This window comes from Hymenobacter swuensis DY53 (assembly GCF_000576555.1).
Taxonomy (GTDB): domain Bacteria; phylum Bacteroidota; class Bacteroidia; order Cytophagales; family Hymenobacteraceae; genus Hymenobacter; species Hymenobacter swuensis.
The window spans coordinates 4,300,205-4,315,672 of sequence record NZ_CP007145.1 but is presented as its reverse complement, the minus strand read 5'-3'; the positions used below and the strand labels follow the sequence as shown (position 1 = coordinate 4,315,672).

Below are 15,468 nucleotides of genomic sequence, written 5' to 3'. Positions count from 1 at the left end.
TTAAAATATGCCTATGTTTTAGAGGGGGTATTGTTGTATTTATAATATAGTTTTATATATATTGGCTTTATAATCAAGACATAGCCTGTTCTGCGCGCAAGCGTCTGGTTGCTGTCGATACTGCTCTGAACACCCTCCCCAGGTACCATCCCACCCTGGCTCGTGAGGTGAGGCCCGTTACGCACAGGCCCTTACTGGTACTGCAGGACCAGTTAGCATAATTCCCCTAATACCCGAGTACGCTGCCCGTGGCGGGGCGAGGAGTGGGTGCGCCGGCACTTGTTCGTCCGATGGCCGCTGGCAGTGAGAGTAAGCGTATCAGAAACCCTGTGCCCAATTGCGGCGGGCGGGTTTCTGCACTTCAGTGTGCCACTCTTAACCCGGACTCTATGTTGCTTTTTACTGCATTGGCGGTGCTGTGCGCGCCTGTGTCGGCCTCGCCGGCCGATTCTGCCGCGGCTCGTCCCTACAAGCTGTCGGGTTATGCCGACGGATATTACCGGTACAATTTTCAGAATCCGCGCGAGGCGCCTTATAACAACCTCACCAGCTTCACCAACAGCCACAATTCGTTTGAGCTGGGCATGATTTCGCTGAAAGGCGAGCACACGGTGGGTAAGGTGGGCTTGGTGGCCGACCTGGGCTTCGGGCGGCGGGCCGAGGAATTCTCCTATACCGACGCCAACACCCGCTTCATCATCAAGCAGCTGTTCCTGACCTACGCCCTCACCGAGAAGCTTAAGCTCACGGGCGGCAGTTGGGCCACCCACGTGGGGTATGAATCGGTAGACCCCTACCTGAACCGGACTTACAGCATGAGTTACCTGTTCTCGTACGGGCCTTTCTTCCACACGGGCATCAAGGCCGAGTACCAGGTGGCGCCCAAAACCCTGCTGATGCTGGGCGTGGCCAACCCCACCGACCTGAAAAGCGCCAGCAACCTGCCCAAAACGGTTATTGCCCAGGTAGCCATTAGCACCGCCGACGATAAAATCAAGGCCTACTTCAACTACCAGGGCGGGCGGCAGCAGGACTCGCTGCGCCTGCAGCAGGCCGATGTGGTACTGACCTACGCGCTGTCGGAGCAGCTGAGCTTTTCCGGCAACGGCAGCATGCAGTATCGCCAGCAGCGCACCGAAACCGGCTGGCAGAGCGGCCGGGCCTGGTGGGGCTCGGCTTTCTACGCCAACCTCGACCCGCGGTCCTGGCTGGGCTTCACGCTGCGCTCCGAGTACTTCTCCGACCGCCGCAACGTGCTGGGCTTCGACGGCGAAGTGCTGGCAACCACCCTGGCCGCCAACCTGCGCAAGAACGGCTTCACGCTGATTCCGGAGCTGCGCCTGGACCGCAGTACCCAGGGCGCGCCCCTGTTTGCCGATAAAGCCGGCACTGCCCGCAAAACCACCGTGGGCGCGCTGCTGGCCGCCGTGTACAAGTTCTAAGACTTCGGCGGGCTGGCCTGCGCCGGACCTGCTGCTTCCCTTCACCTTCTTTTCACTCCCAATCGAACAATGGAAACTGCTCTTGCTCCTAAATCGAGGCTGAACTATGGTACGGTGGCGCTGCTGGTGCTGCTGGTGCTGAGCGGCGTGGCGGCCTTTGTGCCGGTGCCGCACCCGGCGGCCGAATCGGCCAGCGCCCTCAACGGGGCCGACGTGGCCTGGATGCTCACGGCCTCGGCCTTCGTGCTGCTGATGACGCCGGGTCTGTCGTTCTTCTACGGCGGCATGGTGCGCCCCAAAAACCTGATTTCCACCATGCTGCAAAGCTTTGTGGCCCTGGGCGTGATTTCGCTGGTGTGGTACTTTGTGGGCTTCTCGCTGGCTTACGGCACCTCCTGGCACGGGCTGATTGGCAACCCGCTCACCTTCGCGCTGCTGCGCGACGTGGGCACGGCCCCGCACCCGCTGTTGTCGCCCACCATTCCGTTTATCTTGTTCTTCGCCTTCCAGCTCAAGTTCGCCATCATCACCCCGGCCCTGATTACCGGTTCGTTTGCCGAGCGGGTGCGCTTCAAGGGCTACTTGGCGTTTATCATTCTGTTCTGTTTGTGCATCTACTGCCCGCTGGCTCATTGGACCTGGCACCCCGAGGGCTTCCTGCGCAAGTGGGGCGTGCTCGATTTTGCCGGCGGTACGGTAGTACACATTTCGGCGGGGGTGGCGGCGCTGGCCGGGGCGCTGGTGCTGGGGCCCCGCCGCAACAACCGCGAATCGGCCTTCTCCACGCCCAACGTGCCGTTCGTGCTGCTGGGAACCGGGCTACTGTGGTTCGGGTGGTTTGGCTTCAACGCCGGCTCGGCGCTGGGGGCCAATGAAATGGCGGCCCTGTCATTCGTGAACACCAACCTGGCCTCGGCTGCGGCTCTGGTGGTGTGGATGCTGCTGGAAATCAGCCGGGGCGGCAAGCCCACGGCCATGGGGGCCTGCATTGGCGCGGTAGTGGGCCTGGTGGCCATTACACCCGCCGCCGGCTACGTCGATTACGGCCAGAGCATCCTGATTGGGGTGATTGGCTCGGGAGTGAGCTTTCTGGGTGTGCACTGGAAAAACAGCCGCACCGGCATCGATGATACACTCGACGTGTTCCCGTGCCACGGCCTGGGCGGCATCGTGGGTATGCTGCTGACGGGCGTTTTTGCCAGCAAAGTTGGGCTGGTCAACGGCACGGCCACTGTCTTTAACTACCACCTGTTGGGGCTGGCCATTGTCATCGGCTACACCTTCGTGGTATCGTGGGGCCTGCTGAAGCTGACGGATGCCTTGTTCGGGCTGCGCGTGAAGTCGTCGGAAGAAGAGTTGGGCCTCGACCTGAGCCAGCACGAAGAATCCACCTACCACGTCGACGAAGAATTCGAGCGCACCTACCGCAAAGAGCTGGCCGGGGTGGAATAGCTCAGTTTTCGTTTACCATTGTTCGTTTTTCGTTGCAGCTGGTCATTGTCATTCAAAATTCCGGACGACAACCAGCTGCAGCGATAAACAAACAACGAACAACGATAAACGAACTATTGCCCGGTGCTGACGGTGGGCTGGCCTTCGGGCAGCATGGCCTGGTGGAAATGGGTGAGCAGCTGTTGCAGCAGCGTACTTATCTCGGCCAGCCGCCGGGTGCGCTGCCGGCTGGGGCGGGTGTACACCAGGGTTTCCAGCTGGGTAGTGACGAGCCCGGGGCTGTGTTTGCCGGCGCGGGCGTAGTCGGGGCGGGTGTAGGTGAGGTCGGTGAGGCGGTAGGAATAGCCGCCCTCGCGCACCTGCACCGTCAGGCGGCCGGCGTAATGCTCCTGACCCCGGCGCAGCAGCACGTGGGTGCTGGTGGTGCCGGCGGCTGCGTTGGTGCGGCGGTTGCTGGCCTGGTACGGGCCGGCCGTGGGCCAGGCCGCCGCCCGGGCCAGTAGCGCATCGGCCGAGGCGTCGGGGGCGGTCTGGGTGCCCGCGTACACCACCCGGTGCGAGTGGGCATCGAGCGGGAGCGGTGAAAACTGATACGGCGTTTCCTGGGCCGGGGCCAACCGGCTCAGCAGCAGTCCGGCGGCCAAAAGCAAGCGTTTCATACGGGTGGGAACCTGGGTGGAGGCCAATACAGCCGCAAAGAAACTGTATACGCGCCGCTCGTGCCCCGGGTGACACTACCACGCCTGTGAAAACTGTTGATCAGTAGGCAGTTGATGTCGAAAAAAGAAAAGGTCCGCCTGGTTCCTCCGAACCGGGCGGGCCTTTGGGCGTGACGGGGGCGGCTAAGCTACGGGCTCAATATCGAACCCGGCCTGGGCCACGGCTTTCAGCACCTGCTCGGGTATCACGTTCGGGCCCTCCACGGTCAGGATTTTGGCGGGGTTGTCGGTATCCACCCGCCAGGTTTCCACGGTGGGCTCGGCGTCGAGGAAAGGCGTGACGGCGCGCACGCAATTGGCGCAGTTGATGCTGGTTTTGAAGTGCAGAGTAGGCATAAAAGCGGCAGATTTAGGTAGCAGCTTACGGCGGAAGGCCGCCAGCTGCTGGGAATGATACGGGTAACAACGAACCCAGGGCAAAAGTAGCCACCCCGCCCGCTGTCCGCGGTACATACTTTAGCCGTCAGTGTGCCACATTTTGCCGTATTTCGGGGCGCAGCATTATTCTATGAAACGCTATTTTATCAATCAGGAAGGCGAGGCCAACAAGTTCTGGAACATTGAAATCCACGATTCCGCCTACACGGTAGACTTCGGCAAAATCGGGACCCTGGGCCGGAAGAATCAGAAAGTAGCGGCCGATGCGGCTGCCTGCGCGGCTGAAGTGGCGAAGCTGATTCAGGAAAAGCAGCGGAAAGGCTATTACGAAGTAGCCGAAGGGGCATCCATCCCGGAGAAGCTCGCGCCTGCGTACCGGCCAATGGATGAAGAATTATTTTGGGAAATTCTGAGTCTGCTCAATTGGAAAAAGACGGGTAACGACGACGCCGTGTTGCTGCCGGCTGAAAAACGGCTGGCCGCTTTGCCGTTGGCCGACATCTTCGCCTTCGAGGACATATTGGCGGAAAAGCTGTATCGGCTGGATGGTGAGAAGTATGCCGCCGCCTGCTACCCCGGTCAACATGCGGGCTCTATTTCCGCCGATGCTTTTCTGTACGACCGGTGCAGCGTACTCTGCAACGGCCCAGTCTTCTACGAAACGGTAGTGCAGGACCCAGCGCAGTGGCCGGTGGGGTTGGAGTTTGAAAGCCTGCTGTATCTGGCGGGCAACGCGTACACCCGCAAAACTGGGCAGGACGATTTTCCGCACACCCCGCGCGTCTCCTACGAAACCGGTAGCAATACAGCCGGGTGGCTGCCTATGGAGTAAGAAATGACCATATAGCCGCCAGTGTGCCACATTTTGTCGTATTTCGGGGCGCAGGCGCTATACGTTGGTACTATGGATAAGAAAGAATTCTGGCAACTCATCGAAGACGCCAAAACGGCCGCCCACGGCGACCAGCAGCAGCAGGAAGCCACTCTCATCAGCCAGCTGGCGCAGCTGGAGCCGGAGCAGATTATCGGGTTTGAATGCCGCCTGCGCGAATACCTGTTGGAAGCCGACCACTTCCACATCATGGCCGCCCAGAAAATCATCGACGGCTACGTCTCCGACGACCCCTACTTGTACTTCCGCTGCTGGCTGATCGGGCAGGGCGAAGCCGTGTTCACCAACGCGCTGCAGAATGCCGATTCCCTGACCAACGTCATGGACGAAGGCTATCAGGCTTTCGAGGAGCTGCTGTACGTGGCTACCAAAGCCTTCGAGCAGCGCACCGGCAAAACTGAGGAAGACGACACCTTCCCGCGCAACGTGGCCAGTGCGCGGGGGCTGAACTACGACTTCGGTGCCGAAACCAAAGGCGAAGACTGGACCGAAAGCCAACTGCCCAAGCTGCTGCCGAAGCTGTGGAGGAAGTTCGGCGTGGCGTAACGGCTGAGATGAAGCCGGTTCGGAAAATATAACACCTGCCTGTCATCCTGAGCTTGCGAAGGTCCTTCGCAAGCTCAGGATGACAGGAGGATACTGTTCTCTGCCTCCAAGGCCCGCTTACGCCGGCCGTACGGGGCGCTTCTCCAGAATCAGCTTCGTGCGGAACGTGTTCAGCGACTCTTCCAGGCCCACGGGGTAGGTGTGGGGGTTAAGGAAGCGGCGGATGCTGGGGTCGAGGCTCAGGATTTCGCGGTGGGCGCGGGCCCGGCTTTCCTGCAGGGTGGGCAGCGTGTGTACCAGCTCGCCATTGCGGAAAATGGGCTCCAGCAGCTCCCGGTAGGGGGCGTCGGGGCGCACGGCGCGTCGGCGGGTGGCGTCCAGCGGGTCTACCAAGGTGAGCTGCTCGGGCAACGGCTCGGCCACGTTGTAGAGCATGTCGGCGCGGGGCTGGCCTTTGTCGGTTTCGTAACGGCGCACCTGCAGGATGCCGGGGATGCTGGTTTTGGCCAGCTGCTCCGAGAGCTTGATGGTGAAGTCCCAGCCCGAGTCGTCGGGTTTGCGCAGGGCGGCCAGCTTGTACACGCCTCCCAGCGCCGGCTGGTCGTAGGCCGTGACGAGCTGCGTGCCGATGCCCCAGGTGTCGATTTTAGCGCCCTGCTGCTTGAGGCTGGTGATGAGGTTTTCCTCTAGGTCGTTGCTGGCCACGATGCGCACGTTGTTGAACCCGGCCTCGTTGAGCAACGCGCGGGCCTCGCGGCTGAGGTAAGCCAAGTCGCCGGAATCCAGGCGGATGCCGCCCAGTTCGTGGCCGTTGGCGCGCATCTCGCGGGCTACTTTAATGGCGTGGCGCACGCCTTCCAGCGTGTCGTAGGTATCCACCAGAAATACCGAGTCATCCGGAAACGCCTTAGCGTAGGCGGTGAAGGCGGTTTCCTCATCCCCGAAGGCCATTACCCAACTGTGGGCGTGGGTGCCCTTTACTGGAATACCAAACCGCTGTCCGGCCAGCACGTTACTGGTGGCATCTACCCCACCCAGGTAGGCGGCACGGCTGGCCGAAAGGCCACCATCGGGCCCCTGAGCACGGCGCAGGCCGAATTCCAGCACGGTATCGGAGCCGGCGGCTTCCCGGATGCGGGACGCTTTGGTGGCAATCAGCGTCTGAAAATTTACCAGCGTGAGCAGGGCCGTTTCCACCAGCTGGGCCTGCAGCAGCGGCCCCTGCACCCGAATCAGCGGCTCGTTGCCGAACACCACCGTGCCCTCAGCAATGGCGTCCACGTCGCAGGTAAACTTCAGTTCACGCAGATACTGCAGAAACTCCGCCGGGAACATGGCTGCGCCCTTGCTGCTTTTCAGGCTACCGAGGTACGTAAGGTCGTCCTCGGAGAAGCGCAGGTTCTGCAAATAATCGACGGCGTAGGCCAGGCCGGCCACCACGGCGTAACCGCCCTGAAACGGGGCTTTCCGGAAATACAAGTGAAACACGGCCTCGCGGTCCTGCAAACCCTGCTGCCAGTAGCCGTAGGCCATGGTAACCTGGTAGAGGTCGGTGAGCAGGCTGAGGGAGGGGGCGTAGAGGCCGGAAAGCGGGGCAGAATTCATGCGAGGCAACAGTTGAGATGCCGTAGCTTACGCAGAATATTTCATTCAGACCATGTTATGGCTCATTCCGTGCCTTCGTCCGGGGGCTGGTTGTTTCGCCGGGTTGCCGGGTTGCCGGCCTGGAAGCGCCTGACTATCGGGGTGTTACCGGCCGGGCTGCTGCTTGCGTGTACTCCGGCCGGCTGGCCCCTGCCTATGCGCCTGCTCACGGCCTGGGCAGGGTTTACCTTCACCACCCTGCTGGTTACCTGGCTGATTATTCTGGTGGCCGATGTGGGCCATATCCGGCGGATTGCCACCCGTGAGGATCCGGGCCGGGTACTGTCGTTTGGGGTGGTGCTGCTGGCCGCGCTGGCAAGCCTGCTGGGGGTGCTGCTGCTGCTGTCCTCCGTTCGTGCGGCTCCCGATCCGCTGCTGCCGGCCCATGTGGCCATAGCTACAGTGGGTGTGCTCACGGCGTGGCTGCTGGTGCATACCCTGTTTACCCTGCGCTACGCGCATCTGTATTACGACAGCACCGGGGGCCGGGCAGAGGGCGGGCTGGCATTTCCGGGGGATGAACAGGAGCCCGATTACCTGGACTTCGCCTACTTCGCCTTCGTGATAGGTATGACGGCCCAAACCGCCGACGTGGCCATTGCCGACCGCACAATGCGGCGGCTGGCGCTGCTACACGGGCTGCTCTCGTTTGGGTTCAATACGGCCGTGGTAGCCTTGGCCATCAATGGGTTGGCGGGGCTGCTATGAAGCTACCCGGTGGTGAGCGGCGAGCGGATGCCGGTACTGGCAATACCGCTCGGCATCCAGCAGAGAGGGCACCACGGGCGGGCAAGAGGCCGTAGGCAGCTTGGCTAGGAGCTGATGGGCGGCGTCGCCGAGGTGGCAGAGCACCAGCGGCACCTGCCGCGCCCGAAGCCGGCGGTAGTAGCGTAACAACACCCGCAGCGAGGAAAGCGGCAGATGGTGCAGGTGGCTGCAGTCGACCCAGATGCTGGGCTTGCCGCTCCGGCTGGCAAGGCGCAGAGCCGAGGAAAGCTGCGCCTCCGCCGTCGGAGCATCGTCGTCGGCCAGAATCAGCAGGTAGCTATTGGGCAGAATTTCACGATATACTTCCATTGGGGTGGTAGATAAAAGAAATGAAACGGGGCCGCGTTACGCTGCCGGCCGCAGCCCCGCATCCGCCAGCTGCCGACACCTGACTATACGGCGCAGATGAAATTTGGATAGTGTATAAAATACTGATTTGTAGGTAGGTAATTTTACGGGCGGCCCTCCGGACTACAGGGCAGGGAAATACAAACCAGGGTGCCCCGGCCGGGACCGGAGTCAACCGTGAGGGTACCCAGCAGCAGCTCCACGCGGTGCCGGATGCTGGTCAGGCCCAAGCCCCGGGGCGGCTCGGGGGTCGGTGGGGCCGCCTCGAATCCAATGCCGTTATCCTCGGCGGAAAGATGCAGGGTGCTCTGCTGGTAGCTGACAAGCAGGGTGGCCTCGGAGGCGCGGGAATGTTTGAGAATGTTGTTCAGCAATTCCTGCATGGTGCGGTAGGCGGCCATTTCCACGGCAGCCGGCAGGCGCTCCGGCAGGTGCTGCATACGCAACTGCACGCGCAGGTGATGGTGCGGAATGCGCTTGAGCAGTTCTTCGAGGGCGGTTTTCAAACCAAAATCGGCCAGTACGCCGGGCGTCAGCTCAAAGGAAATGGTGCGGGTAGCCCGGATGGCCTCTTCCAGCAGGCTGCGGGTTCCGTGCACCTCCCCGGTGGGCGGCAGGCTGAGCTTGGCCGCGTACAGCAGCTGCCCCACACCGTTGTGCAGGCTCTCGGCAATGCGGCGGCGCTCCGTTTCCTGGGCTTCCAGCACGGCGGCCAGAATTTCGTGCTGCCGCCGCAGTTGCAACTGAGTTGCCTGGGCGGCCAGGAAGTTGCGCTGCGTCACGTCGCGGATAACTACCAGCACGCCGTGCGCTGCACCGTCGGATAGTTGCAGCGGCAGCAGATTGGCCTCGCAGTCTTGGTCGTGGCAGTGAAAGGGCACGTTGTAATGGGGCGTAAGCTGACCGGCCAGTAGCCTGTGCAGGGCGGCGCCCTGAGCGGTATCGGGCGTGAATACCGGAAACTCAGGCAGCAGCTGGCCCAGCATGGTAGCTGCTGCACACCCCGAAAGCCGTTCCATCACGCGGTTCCAGGCCGTAATGCGGCCCTGCGCGTCGCAGGCTACAATGGCATCCACACTGTGGTTGAGCAGGCGCTCCGTAAACTCCTTCTCCGTCCGCAGCCGCTCCTTGCTCAGCTCCGACTCGGTGGCGTTGATGGAGAATATCACGCCGCACTGCTGGCTTTCATCGAAGAAGCCGAAGCACTGCAGGTACACCGGCTCCCCCTGCGCTTCACCCCGCGCCACAAAGCGCACCGTGTGGCCGGCCAACACCTGGGCAATGTGCTCCTGCATATCGGGTATCAGGTAGCCCGCTAGCTGCCCCACGCCCTCATTATCGGCCACATGGAGGTAGCGCAGCCCGGCGCCCGTCAGCTCCAGCAGGCGGCCCTGCCGGTCAAAGCGGCCCAGAGTGAGCGGCAGGTTCTGCAGCATGCGCTCCAGCAGCTGGTTTTTCAGCGTCAGCTCGTGGCGGGTGCGGTGGCGGTCTGTCACGTCGCGCAGCAGGCCGGTTATGCGTAGCGGCTGGTGCTGGCCATCAAGCTGCACCTGTCCCATGGCCATCAGGTGGCGCGTCCCCTCAGTGGGGTGCAGCAGCCGAAACTCGATATCGAAGGGTTGCTGCTGGTGTACGGAGCGCTGGAACGCGGTGTGCAGCAGGGCCATGTCCTCGGGGTGTACCAGGGGCTGCAGCTCTTCCCAGGAGCTGATGGCCTCGGTAATGCCCAGAATCTGCCGGGTCCGCTGGTCGCAGTAGAGTTTATGGGTGGGCAGGTGGCTGATCCATACGCCCGAAGCGGTGGCCGCCAGGGCCAGTTGCAAACGGTTTTCGCTTTCGTGGCTGCTGCCGGGCCGGGGCTGCCGGCCGGAGGTGTCTTCCCAGGTAATGTGGTACAGCAGCTCGCCTTCCAGCCAGATGGCCGTAATCAGCATCTCCTCCCAGAACTCCTCGCCGTTGGGCCGCTTCCCCAGCCAGGAAAAGCGGGCCCAGCCCAGGCGGTGGGCCTGCTCCAGCATATCGGCCAGGCGGACGGCGGTGGCGCGGCCATCGGGTTGGGTGGGAGCCGAGAAGGAGCCGATGGGCCGCCCCAGCAGCTCGTCGCGGCGGCTCAGCCCCAGCAGGTGCAGGGCCATGGGGTTACAATCGGTATACCGGCCTTCCCGGACGATGACCACGGCCTTGCGGGGCTGCTCGAACAGTTGCTGGTAGTAGGTGGCGCGGGCTTCGGCCTGGGCCTGGGCGGCGCGGGCCAGGGCCAGTTCCGCCCGCAGGCGGACCAGCTCGGCAGTGGGCGTATCGGCGGTGGGCGTGGGGTTGGGCATTACAGAAGAGCTTACGGCGAAATATAGGCCCGGGTCCAGTAAGTGCGCAGCCTGCGGTGTGCTTCTTACGTACTAACGCACCAGGTGGAAGCCACCGGCGGAGTAATTCGGCCCGGGAGAAGCGGACACCTGGCCGCCACCATGATTCGTATTATACTCACCGATGACCACGCCATTCTGCGCGACGGAATTCGGGCCCTGCTGGCGCGGGAGCCCGACATGCGGGTGGTGGGGGAGGCCGCCGACGGCCGGGCCCTGCTGGACCTGCTGGCCCACACCGCCGCCGATGTGGTGCTGATGGATGTGAATATGCCCGGGCTGGACGGGTTTGCCGTGATGCCCTTCCTGCGCGAAAGCCACCCCGAGGTGCGGGTGCTGGTGCTGTCCATGCTCGACCACGAAAACTACGTGTACCGCATGCTGCAGGCCGGGGCGCTGGGCTACGTGCTCAAAAACGCCGACATCACCGAAATAACCCACGCCATCCGGACGGTGGCCGCCGGCCGGCAGTTTCTGTGTACCGAAATTGGGCTGGCTCTGCTGCACCGCACTATTGGGGTGCCCACGCCCCCCGTACCGGACATTCCGGCCCCCGTTGCCGCCACCCGGCCGGCCGGCGCGGCGGAGCTGTCGGGGCGGGAGCTGGAGGTGCTCCGGCTGATTGCGGAGGGCCTCACTAACCAGGAAATTGCGGATACGCTTTTCACCAGCAAGCGCACCATCGAAACCCACCGCCAGAACATCATCGAGAAAACCCAGGCCAAAAACACGGCCGCCCTCATCCGCTACGCCATGAGCCAGGGCCTGATTGCGTAGCGGATGAGGTGGTGAATGAGTGAGTTGTAGCGGCCTGGACGACAAGCGTTCAAAAACCAGATAGAATTGTGCGTCTCGTCGTTCGGGGTGTCGGTACGTCAGCCGTTCAACGACGAGACGTGAGGTGTCGCGCCGCTACATCGCGCCTGAATCTGCCGTACTGCCTGAGGGCACCCTGTGTCTGCTGGTTTTTCCGGGCCTTTGGGGGACGATAGGCGGGGCGGATTCCCTTCGCCTGCCTATCTTCCCCTCCCTTTCGCTACTCTAGCCTTATCCGCTTTGACTTACCCCGACTTTGAAGCCCGCTGGAAGAACTCCGGCGGCGCGGAGCGGGCCAACTACGGCCTGTTCCTGCAAGACCTCTGCGACCTGCTGGAAGTACCTCGCCCCGACCCTACCACCGACGACCCTACCCAAGATCAATACGTACTGGAACGCGCCGTGCAGTTCAACGACGGGCCCAAGAAAAGCACCGGCCGCATCGACCTCTACAAGCGCGGCTGCTTCGTGCTGGAAACCAAGCAGGGCACCGACACCGCCGACCAACAGAAAAAGCAGGAACGCACCGAGCTGGGATTAGAGCCAAGCAAGCGCCGCAAGGGCCACGCCGTGCGCGGCTCCGCCAAGTGGGCCGAAATGATGCAGGCCGCCCGCCAACAGGCCCTAGGCTACGTGCGCGCCCTGCCGCCCGAGGAACCCCGCCCGCTGTTTGTGCTGGTGGCCGATGTGGGCTTCTGCCTCGACGTGTACAGCAACTTCGCCGGGGTGGGTGATTCGTTCGTGCCCTTCCCCGACCAGACCCGGTTCCGGCTGCCGCTGGCCGCGCTGGCCGATGAAAAGACGCGGGCCATGCTCCGCCAGATCTTCCTCGACCCGAAAGAGCTGGACCCCAGCCGCCGCGCCGCCCGCGTGACGCGGGAGCTGGCCGCCCGCCTGGCCAAACTATCGGAGCAGCTGGAACGGGCCGGGCACGCGCCCGACGTGGTGGCGCAGTTCCTGATGCGCTGCCTGTTTACCATGTTTTCGGAAGATGTGGGCCTGATTCCGAAGCAGAGCTTTACCGGGATGCTGAGCCAGTACGGCACGCCGGAGCTGCTGGAATATCTGCCCGACGCGCTGACCAACCTGTGGCGCACGATGGACACCGGCGGCTTTAGCTCCGACCTGAAAGCCCGGCTGCGGCGCTTCAACGGCAAGCTGTTTCACGATGCCACCGCCCTGCCCCTGAACGCCGGCCAGGCGGAGCTGCTGCTGCAGTCGGCGCGGGCGGATTGGACGGAGGTGGAGCCGGCCATTTTCGGGACGCTGCTGGAGCGCGCCCTCGACCCCAAAGAGCGGCACAGCCTGGGCGCCCACTACACCCCGCGCCGCTACGTGGAGCGCCTGGTGCTGCCCACTGTGCTGGAACCGCTGCGCCGGGAGTGGGCCGCCGCCCAGGCCGCCGCCGCCCGCCGCCTCGAGGAAGGCCAGCCCAAAGACGCCCGCGCCGAACTGGTGCGCTTCCTTGCCCGCCTCACCAGCCTCAAAATACTGGACCCCGCCTGCGGCTCCGGCAACTTCCTGTACGTGACGCTGGAACACCTCAAGCGGCTGGAAGGCGAAGTGCTGGCCGCCATCAACAGCTACGGCCAGACGGGCCTGCTGGAATTGGGCGGCGGCACCACCGTGAGCCCGCACCAGCTGTTGGGCCTGGAGCTGAACCCGCGCGCGGCCGCCATTGCCGACGTGGTGTTGCGCATTGGCTACCTGCAATGGCACCTGCGCACCTACGGCCCCTCCGAGCTGCGCGAGCCGCTGCTGGATGAGTACCAGAACATCCGCCAACAGGATGCGGCCCTGCAGCACGGCCCGCCCGTGCCCCGCCTCGATGCCTACGGCCAACCCGTAACGCGCTGGGACGGGTTAACTACTACTATGCATCCTGTTACTGGTCTTAAGATACCTGATGAAAAGGCACAGGTGTTGGTTTTTGATTATCCAAACCCTAAGCCTGCTGAATGGCCAAAAGCAGATTTTATTATTGGAAATCCGCCATTCATAGGAAAACTTAAAATGCGCGAAGCGTTGGGGGATGGCTATGTAGAAGCATTGCGTAAAGCATACAGCAATGTTGTTCCTGATGCTGCTGATTTTGTAATGTATTGGTGGTATAAAGCAGGACAAATTTTAACTGCAGGGAAAGCCGAAAGATTTGGGTTTATAACTACTAATTCTATAACGCAAATTTATAATCGACGTGTGGTTGAAGCTTGCCTGATAGATAAGCTAAATCCTCTTTCTATAAGCTTTGCCATTCCTGATCATCCTTGGGTAGATAACAGTGATGGTGCAGCTGTCCGCATTGCTATGACTGTTGCACAACTTGGCGCTCAAGCTGGTACACTAGCTTCTTTAAAACGTGAGTGGCAAAGTTCTGATGGGGATATAGATGTCGAGGTTACAGAAACGGAAGGAGTTATCAATTCTGACCTCTCAATAGGAGCAGATGTTACCTCGGTTGCTGCTTTGCAGGCTAATGAAAGCATGTCATTGTTAGGGGTGAAGTTCTACGGGCAAGGATTTGTACTCAATAATACAGATGCTGAAAGGCTGGCTGCAACTTCAAGCCAGCCATTGATTAAGAACTTCGTTGGCGGACAAGACTTGACCCAACGCCCTAGGGAATTATCAGTCATAGACGCAACTGGATTGACCTCTGATGAATTAATCTCAAAATACCCCGATGCTTATCAGCATCTATGGTTAAACGTCAAGCCTGAACGTGACCATAATCCGCGTGAGAGTAGACGGATACGTTGGTGGTTATTCGGTGAAAATCAACCAAGTATGCGTAAGGCTATTATTGGACTATCCAGGTATATAGCAACTGCAGAAACCGCAAAGCATAGGCTATTCCAATTTGTCCCTGGTAATTGGATATCAGAAGGCACGGGTATAGTAGTTGCGACAGATGATGCTTATAATTTGGGTGTATTATCGTCTAAAGCACATATTGTTTGGGCTATTGCAGCAGGAGGGATTTTAGGAGTTGGAGCCACCCCCCGCTACAACAAAACTCGTTGCTTCGACCCGTTCCCCTTCCCAGCAACCACGGCGGAGCAGCAGGCGCGCATCAGGGAGCTAGCCGAACAGCTCGACGCCCACCGCAAGCGCCAGCAAACGCAGCACCCCGCCCTCACCCTCACCGACCTCTACAACGTGGTGGAGAAGCTGCGCGCCGGCCAGCCCCTCACCACGGCCAAAGAGCAAACCATCAACCAGCAGGGCCTGGCCTCCGTCGTCCTGAGCCTGCACCAGCAGCTCGATACAGCCGTAGCCGCCGCCTACGGCTGGCCCGCCGACCTTCCCGACGCGGAAATACTGACCCGCCTGGTGCGCCTCAACCACGAGCGCGCCCAGGAGGAACAGGCGGGCCACGTGCGCTACCTCCGCCCCGCCTACCAGGCCCCGGAGTTGCAGCAGTCGGCGCTGACCCTACCCGCCGCCGCTGCCAAGGTTGCTCCTGCCGCGGAAGCCACCGGCCCCCAGCCGTGGCCTACGGAGTTGGCCCAGCAGATGCAGGCCGTTCGGGATGCCGTGCAGCAGGCCGGCCAGTCGGTTACGGCCGCCCAGGTAGCTGCCCGCTTCAAGCGCACCAAGCCGGAGCGCGTGCAGCCCCTGCTGGATACGCTCACCGCCCTCAGCCTGCTCCGCCAGACGGAGGAAGGGGCCTACGCGGCGTAAGAGGGGCGTACCGCCACCTGGCAGGTGAGTAGTAGAAGGCTAGTGCTAGTTTCCCTCCTTGGAAAGGAGGGGTTAGGGGTGGTTGATGACGCCAGAACAAGTTCTAGAGCTAGATGATGTTCAACGATTGTCAACCACCCCTAGCCCCTCCTTTCCAAGGAGGGGAACTAGCACTAGCCTTCTCTAGCACTAGCCTTCTCCCACCAGCTTGTCACGTGGCATTGCTCCGCCAATGCTGGAGGAGAACAACACGAGCACCTCGAAAATACAAAAGCCCGTTTCTGAGTCAGAAACGGGCTTTATTGTGGCCGCGGCGGGAATCGAACCCACATCTAAAGTTTAGGAAACCCTCATTCTATCCGTTGAACTACGCAGCCGGCTGGTTACCCTACCGCAAAGCTACGCCGAAAGCCCGG

General features: G+C 61.7%; 12 protein-coding genes and 1 tRNA gene. 7 read left to right on the top strand and 6 right to left on the bottom strand.

Features of this window, described 5'->3' with window-relative positions; genetic code table 11:
* Window positions 1–389 precede the first annotated feature (389 nt).
* Window positions 390–1,442, top strand: coding sequence for an outer membrane beta-barrel protein (locus tag HSW_RS19850; protein WP_044003454.1), 1,053 nt, complete (start codon window positions 390–392; stop codon window positions 1,440–1,442).
* A 69-nt stretch (window positions 1,443–1,511) separates the two neighbouring features.
* Window positions 1,512–2,894 carry an ammonium transporter gene (locus HSW_RS19845; RefSeq protein WP_071883147.1) on the top strand — a complete coding sequence of 461 codons (1,383 nt, stop codon included), beginning with the start codon at window positions 1,512–1,514 and terminating at the stop codon, window positions 2,892–2,894.
* Window positions 2,895–3,007: 113 nt separating this feature from the next.
* On the opposite strand, the gene HSW_RS19840 is transcribed toward HSW_RS19845, so the two are convergent.
* Together HSW_RS19840 and HSW_RS19835 are read right to left on the bottom strand one after the other, a co-directional pair.
* Window positions 3,008–3,553, bottom strand: a complete 546-nt coding sequence (locus HSW_RS19840; RefSeq protein WP_044003451.1) for a hypothetical protein — start codon at window positions 3,551–3,553, stop codon at window positions 3,008–3,010.
* 183 nt (window positions 3,554–3,736) lie between these two features.
* Complete coding sequence (locus HSW_RS19835; protein ID WP_044003450.1) at window positions 3,737–3,949, bottom strand: heavy-metal-associated domain-containing protein; 213 nt, start codon at window positions 3,947–3,949, stop codon at window positions 3,737–3,739.
* Between the two features lie 172 nt (window positions 3,950–4,121).
* Between HSW_RS19835 and HSW_RS23880 the strand changes: the two genes are divergently transcribed.
* The gene (locus HSW_RS23880; RefSeq protein ID WP_052346659.1) at window positions 4,122–4,823 is read left to right on the top strand and encodes a DUF4240 domain-containing protein; all 702 of its coding nucleotides are present in this window, start codon (window positions 4,122–4,124) and stop codon (window positions 4,821–4,823) included.
* A 72-nt stretch (window positions 4,824–4,895) separates the two neighbouring features.
* A complete protein-coding gene (locus HSW_RS19825; protein ID WP_052346658.1) occupies window positions 4,896–5,429 on the top strand; it encodes a DUF4240 domain-containing protein in 534 nt (177 codons plus the stop codon).
* Window positions 5,430–5,546: 117 nt separating this feature from the next.
* Here the strand turns inward: HSW_RS19825 and HSW_RS19820 are convergent, their stop codons facing one another.
* Complete coding sequence (locus HSW_RS19820) at window positions 5,547–7,034, bottom strand: nicotinate phosphoribosyltransferase (RefSeq protein ID WP_044003449.1); 1,488 nt, start codon at window positions 7,032–7,034, stop codon at window positions 5,547–5,549.
* A 57-nt stretch (window positions 7,035–7,091) separates the two neighbouring features.
* On the opposite strand from HSW_RS19820, the gene HSW_RS19815 reads away from it, so the two are divergent.
* On the top strand, window positions 7,092–7,781 hold the full coding sequence (locus HSW_RS19815; protein ID WP_052346657.1) for a DUF1345 domain-containing protein: 690 nt from the start codon (window positions 7,092–7,094) through the stop codon (window positions 7,779–7,781).
* Here HSW_RS19815 and HSW_RS19810 read toward each other — a convergent pair.
* On the bottom strand, window positions 7,776–8,150 hold the full coding sequence (locus HSW_RS19810; RefSeq protein ID WP_044003448.1) for an STAS domain-containing protein: 375 nt from the start codon (window positions 8,148–8,150) through the stop codon (window positions 7,776–7,778). The two genes, HSW_RS19815 and HSW_RS19810, sit on opposite strands and share 6 nt — an antisense overlap.
* Window positions 8,151–8,293: 143 nt before the next feature.
* On the bottom strand, window positions 8,294–10,513 hold the full coding sequence (locus tag HSW_RS19805; RefSeq protein ID WP_044003447.1) for a sensor histidine kinase: 2,220 nt from the start codon (window positions 10,511–10,513) through the stop codon (window positions 8,294–8,296).
* A 141-nt stretch (window positions 10,514–10,654) separates the two neighbouring features.
* Here HSW_RS19805 and HSW_RS19800 point away from each other — a divergent pair, with 141 nt between their 5' ends.
* Both HSW_RS19800 and HSW_RS19795 read left to right on the top strand, forming a co-directional pair.
* Entirely contained in the window at window positions 10,655–11,329 is a 675-nt protein-coding gene (locus tag HSW_RS19800; RefSeq protein WP_044003445.1) for a response regulator, read from the top strand.
* Between the two features lie 279 nt (window positions 11,330–11,608).
* Complete coding sequence (locus tag HSW_RS19795) at window positions 11,609–15,052, top strand: class I SAM-dependent DNA methyltransferase (protein WP_044003443.1); 3,444 nt, start codon at window positions 11,609–11,611, stop codon at window positions 15,050–15,052.
* Window positions 15,053–15,357: 305 nt separating this feature from the next.
* On the opposite strand, the gene HSW_RS19790 is transcribed toward HSW_RS19795, so the two are convergent.
* Window positions 15,358–15,429: transfer RNA gene (locus tag HSW_RS19790), tRNA-Arg, on the bottom strand.
* Window positions 15,430–15,468: the final 39 nt, after the last annotated feature.

Excerpts from the sequence above, each read along its gene's own strand:
- HSW_RS19850 (WP_044003454.1), top strand. The coding sequence starts at position 390 with ATGTTGCTTTTTACTGCATTGGCGGTGCTGTGCGCGCCTGTGTCGGCC.
- HSW_RS19845 (WP_071883147.1), top strand. The coding sequence starts at position 1,512 with ATGGAAACTGCTCTTGCTCCTAAATCGAGGCTGAACTATGGTACGGTG.
- HSW_RS19840 (WP_044003451.1), bottom strand. The coding sequence starts at position 3,553 with ATGAAACGCTTGCTTTTGGCCGCCGGACTGCTGCTGAGCCGGTTGGCC.
- HSW_RS19835 (WP_044003450.1), bottom strand. The coding sequence starts at position 3,949 with ATGCCTACTCTGCACTTCAAAACCAGCATCAACTGCGCCAATTGCGTG.
- HSW_RS23880 (WP_052346659.1), top strand. The coding sequence starts at position 4,122 with ATGAAACGCTATTTTATCAATCAGGAAGGCGAGGCCAACAAGTTCTGG.
- HSW_RS19825 (WP_052346658.1), top strand. The coding sequence starts at position 4,896 with ATGGATAAGAAAGAATTCTGGCAACTCATCGAAGACGCCAAAACGGCC.
- HSW_RS19820 (WP_044003449.1), bottom strand. The coding sequence starts at position 7,034 with ATGAATTCTGCCCCGCTTTCCGGCCTCTACGCCCCCTCCCTCAGCCTG.
- HSW_RS19815 (WP_052346657.1), top strand. The coding sequence starts at position 7,092 with ATGGCTCATTCCGTGCCTTCGTCCGGGGGCTGGTTGTTTCGCCGGGTT.
- HSW_RS19810 (WP_044003448.1), bottom strand. The coding sequence starts at position 8,150 with ATGGAAGTATATCGTGAAATTCTGCCCAATAGCTACCTGCTGATTCTG.
- HSW_RS19805 (WP_044003447.1), bottom strand. The coding sequence starts at position 10,513 with ATGCCCAACCCCACGCCCACCGCCGATACGCCCACTGCCGAGCTGGTC.
- HSW_RS19800 (WP_044003445.1), top strand. The coding sequence starts at position 10,655 with ATGATTCGTATTATACTCACCGATGACCACGCCATTCTGCGCGACGGA.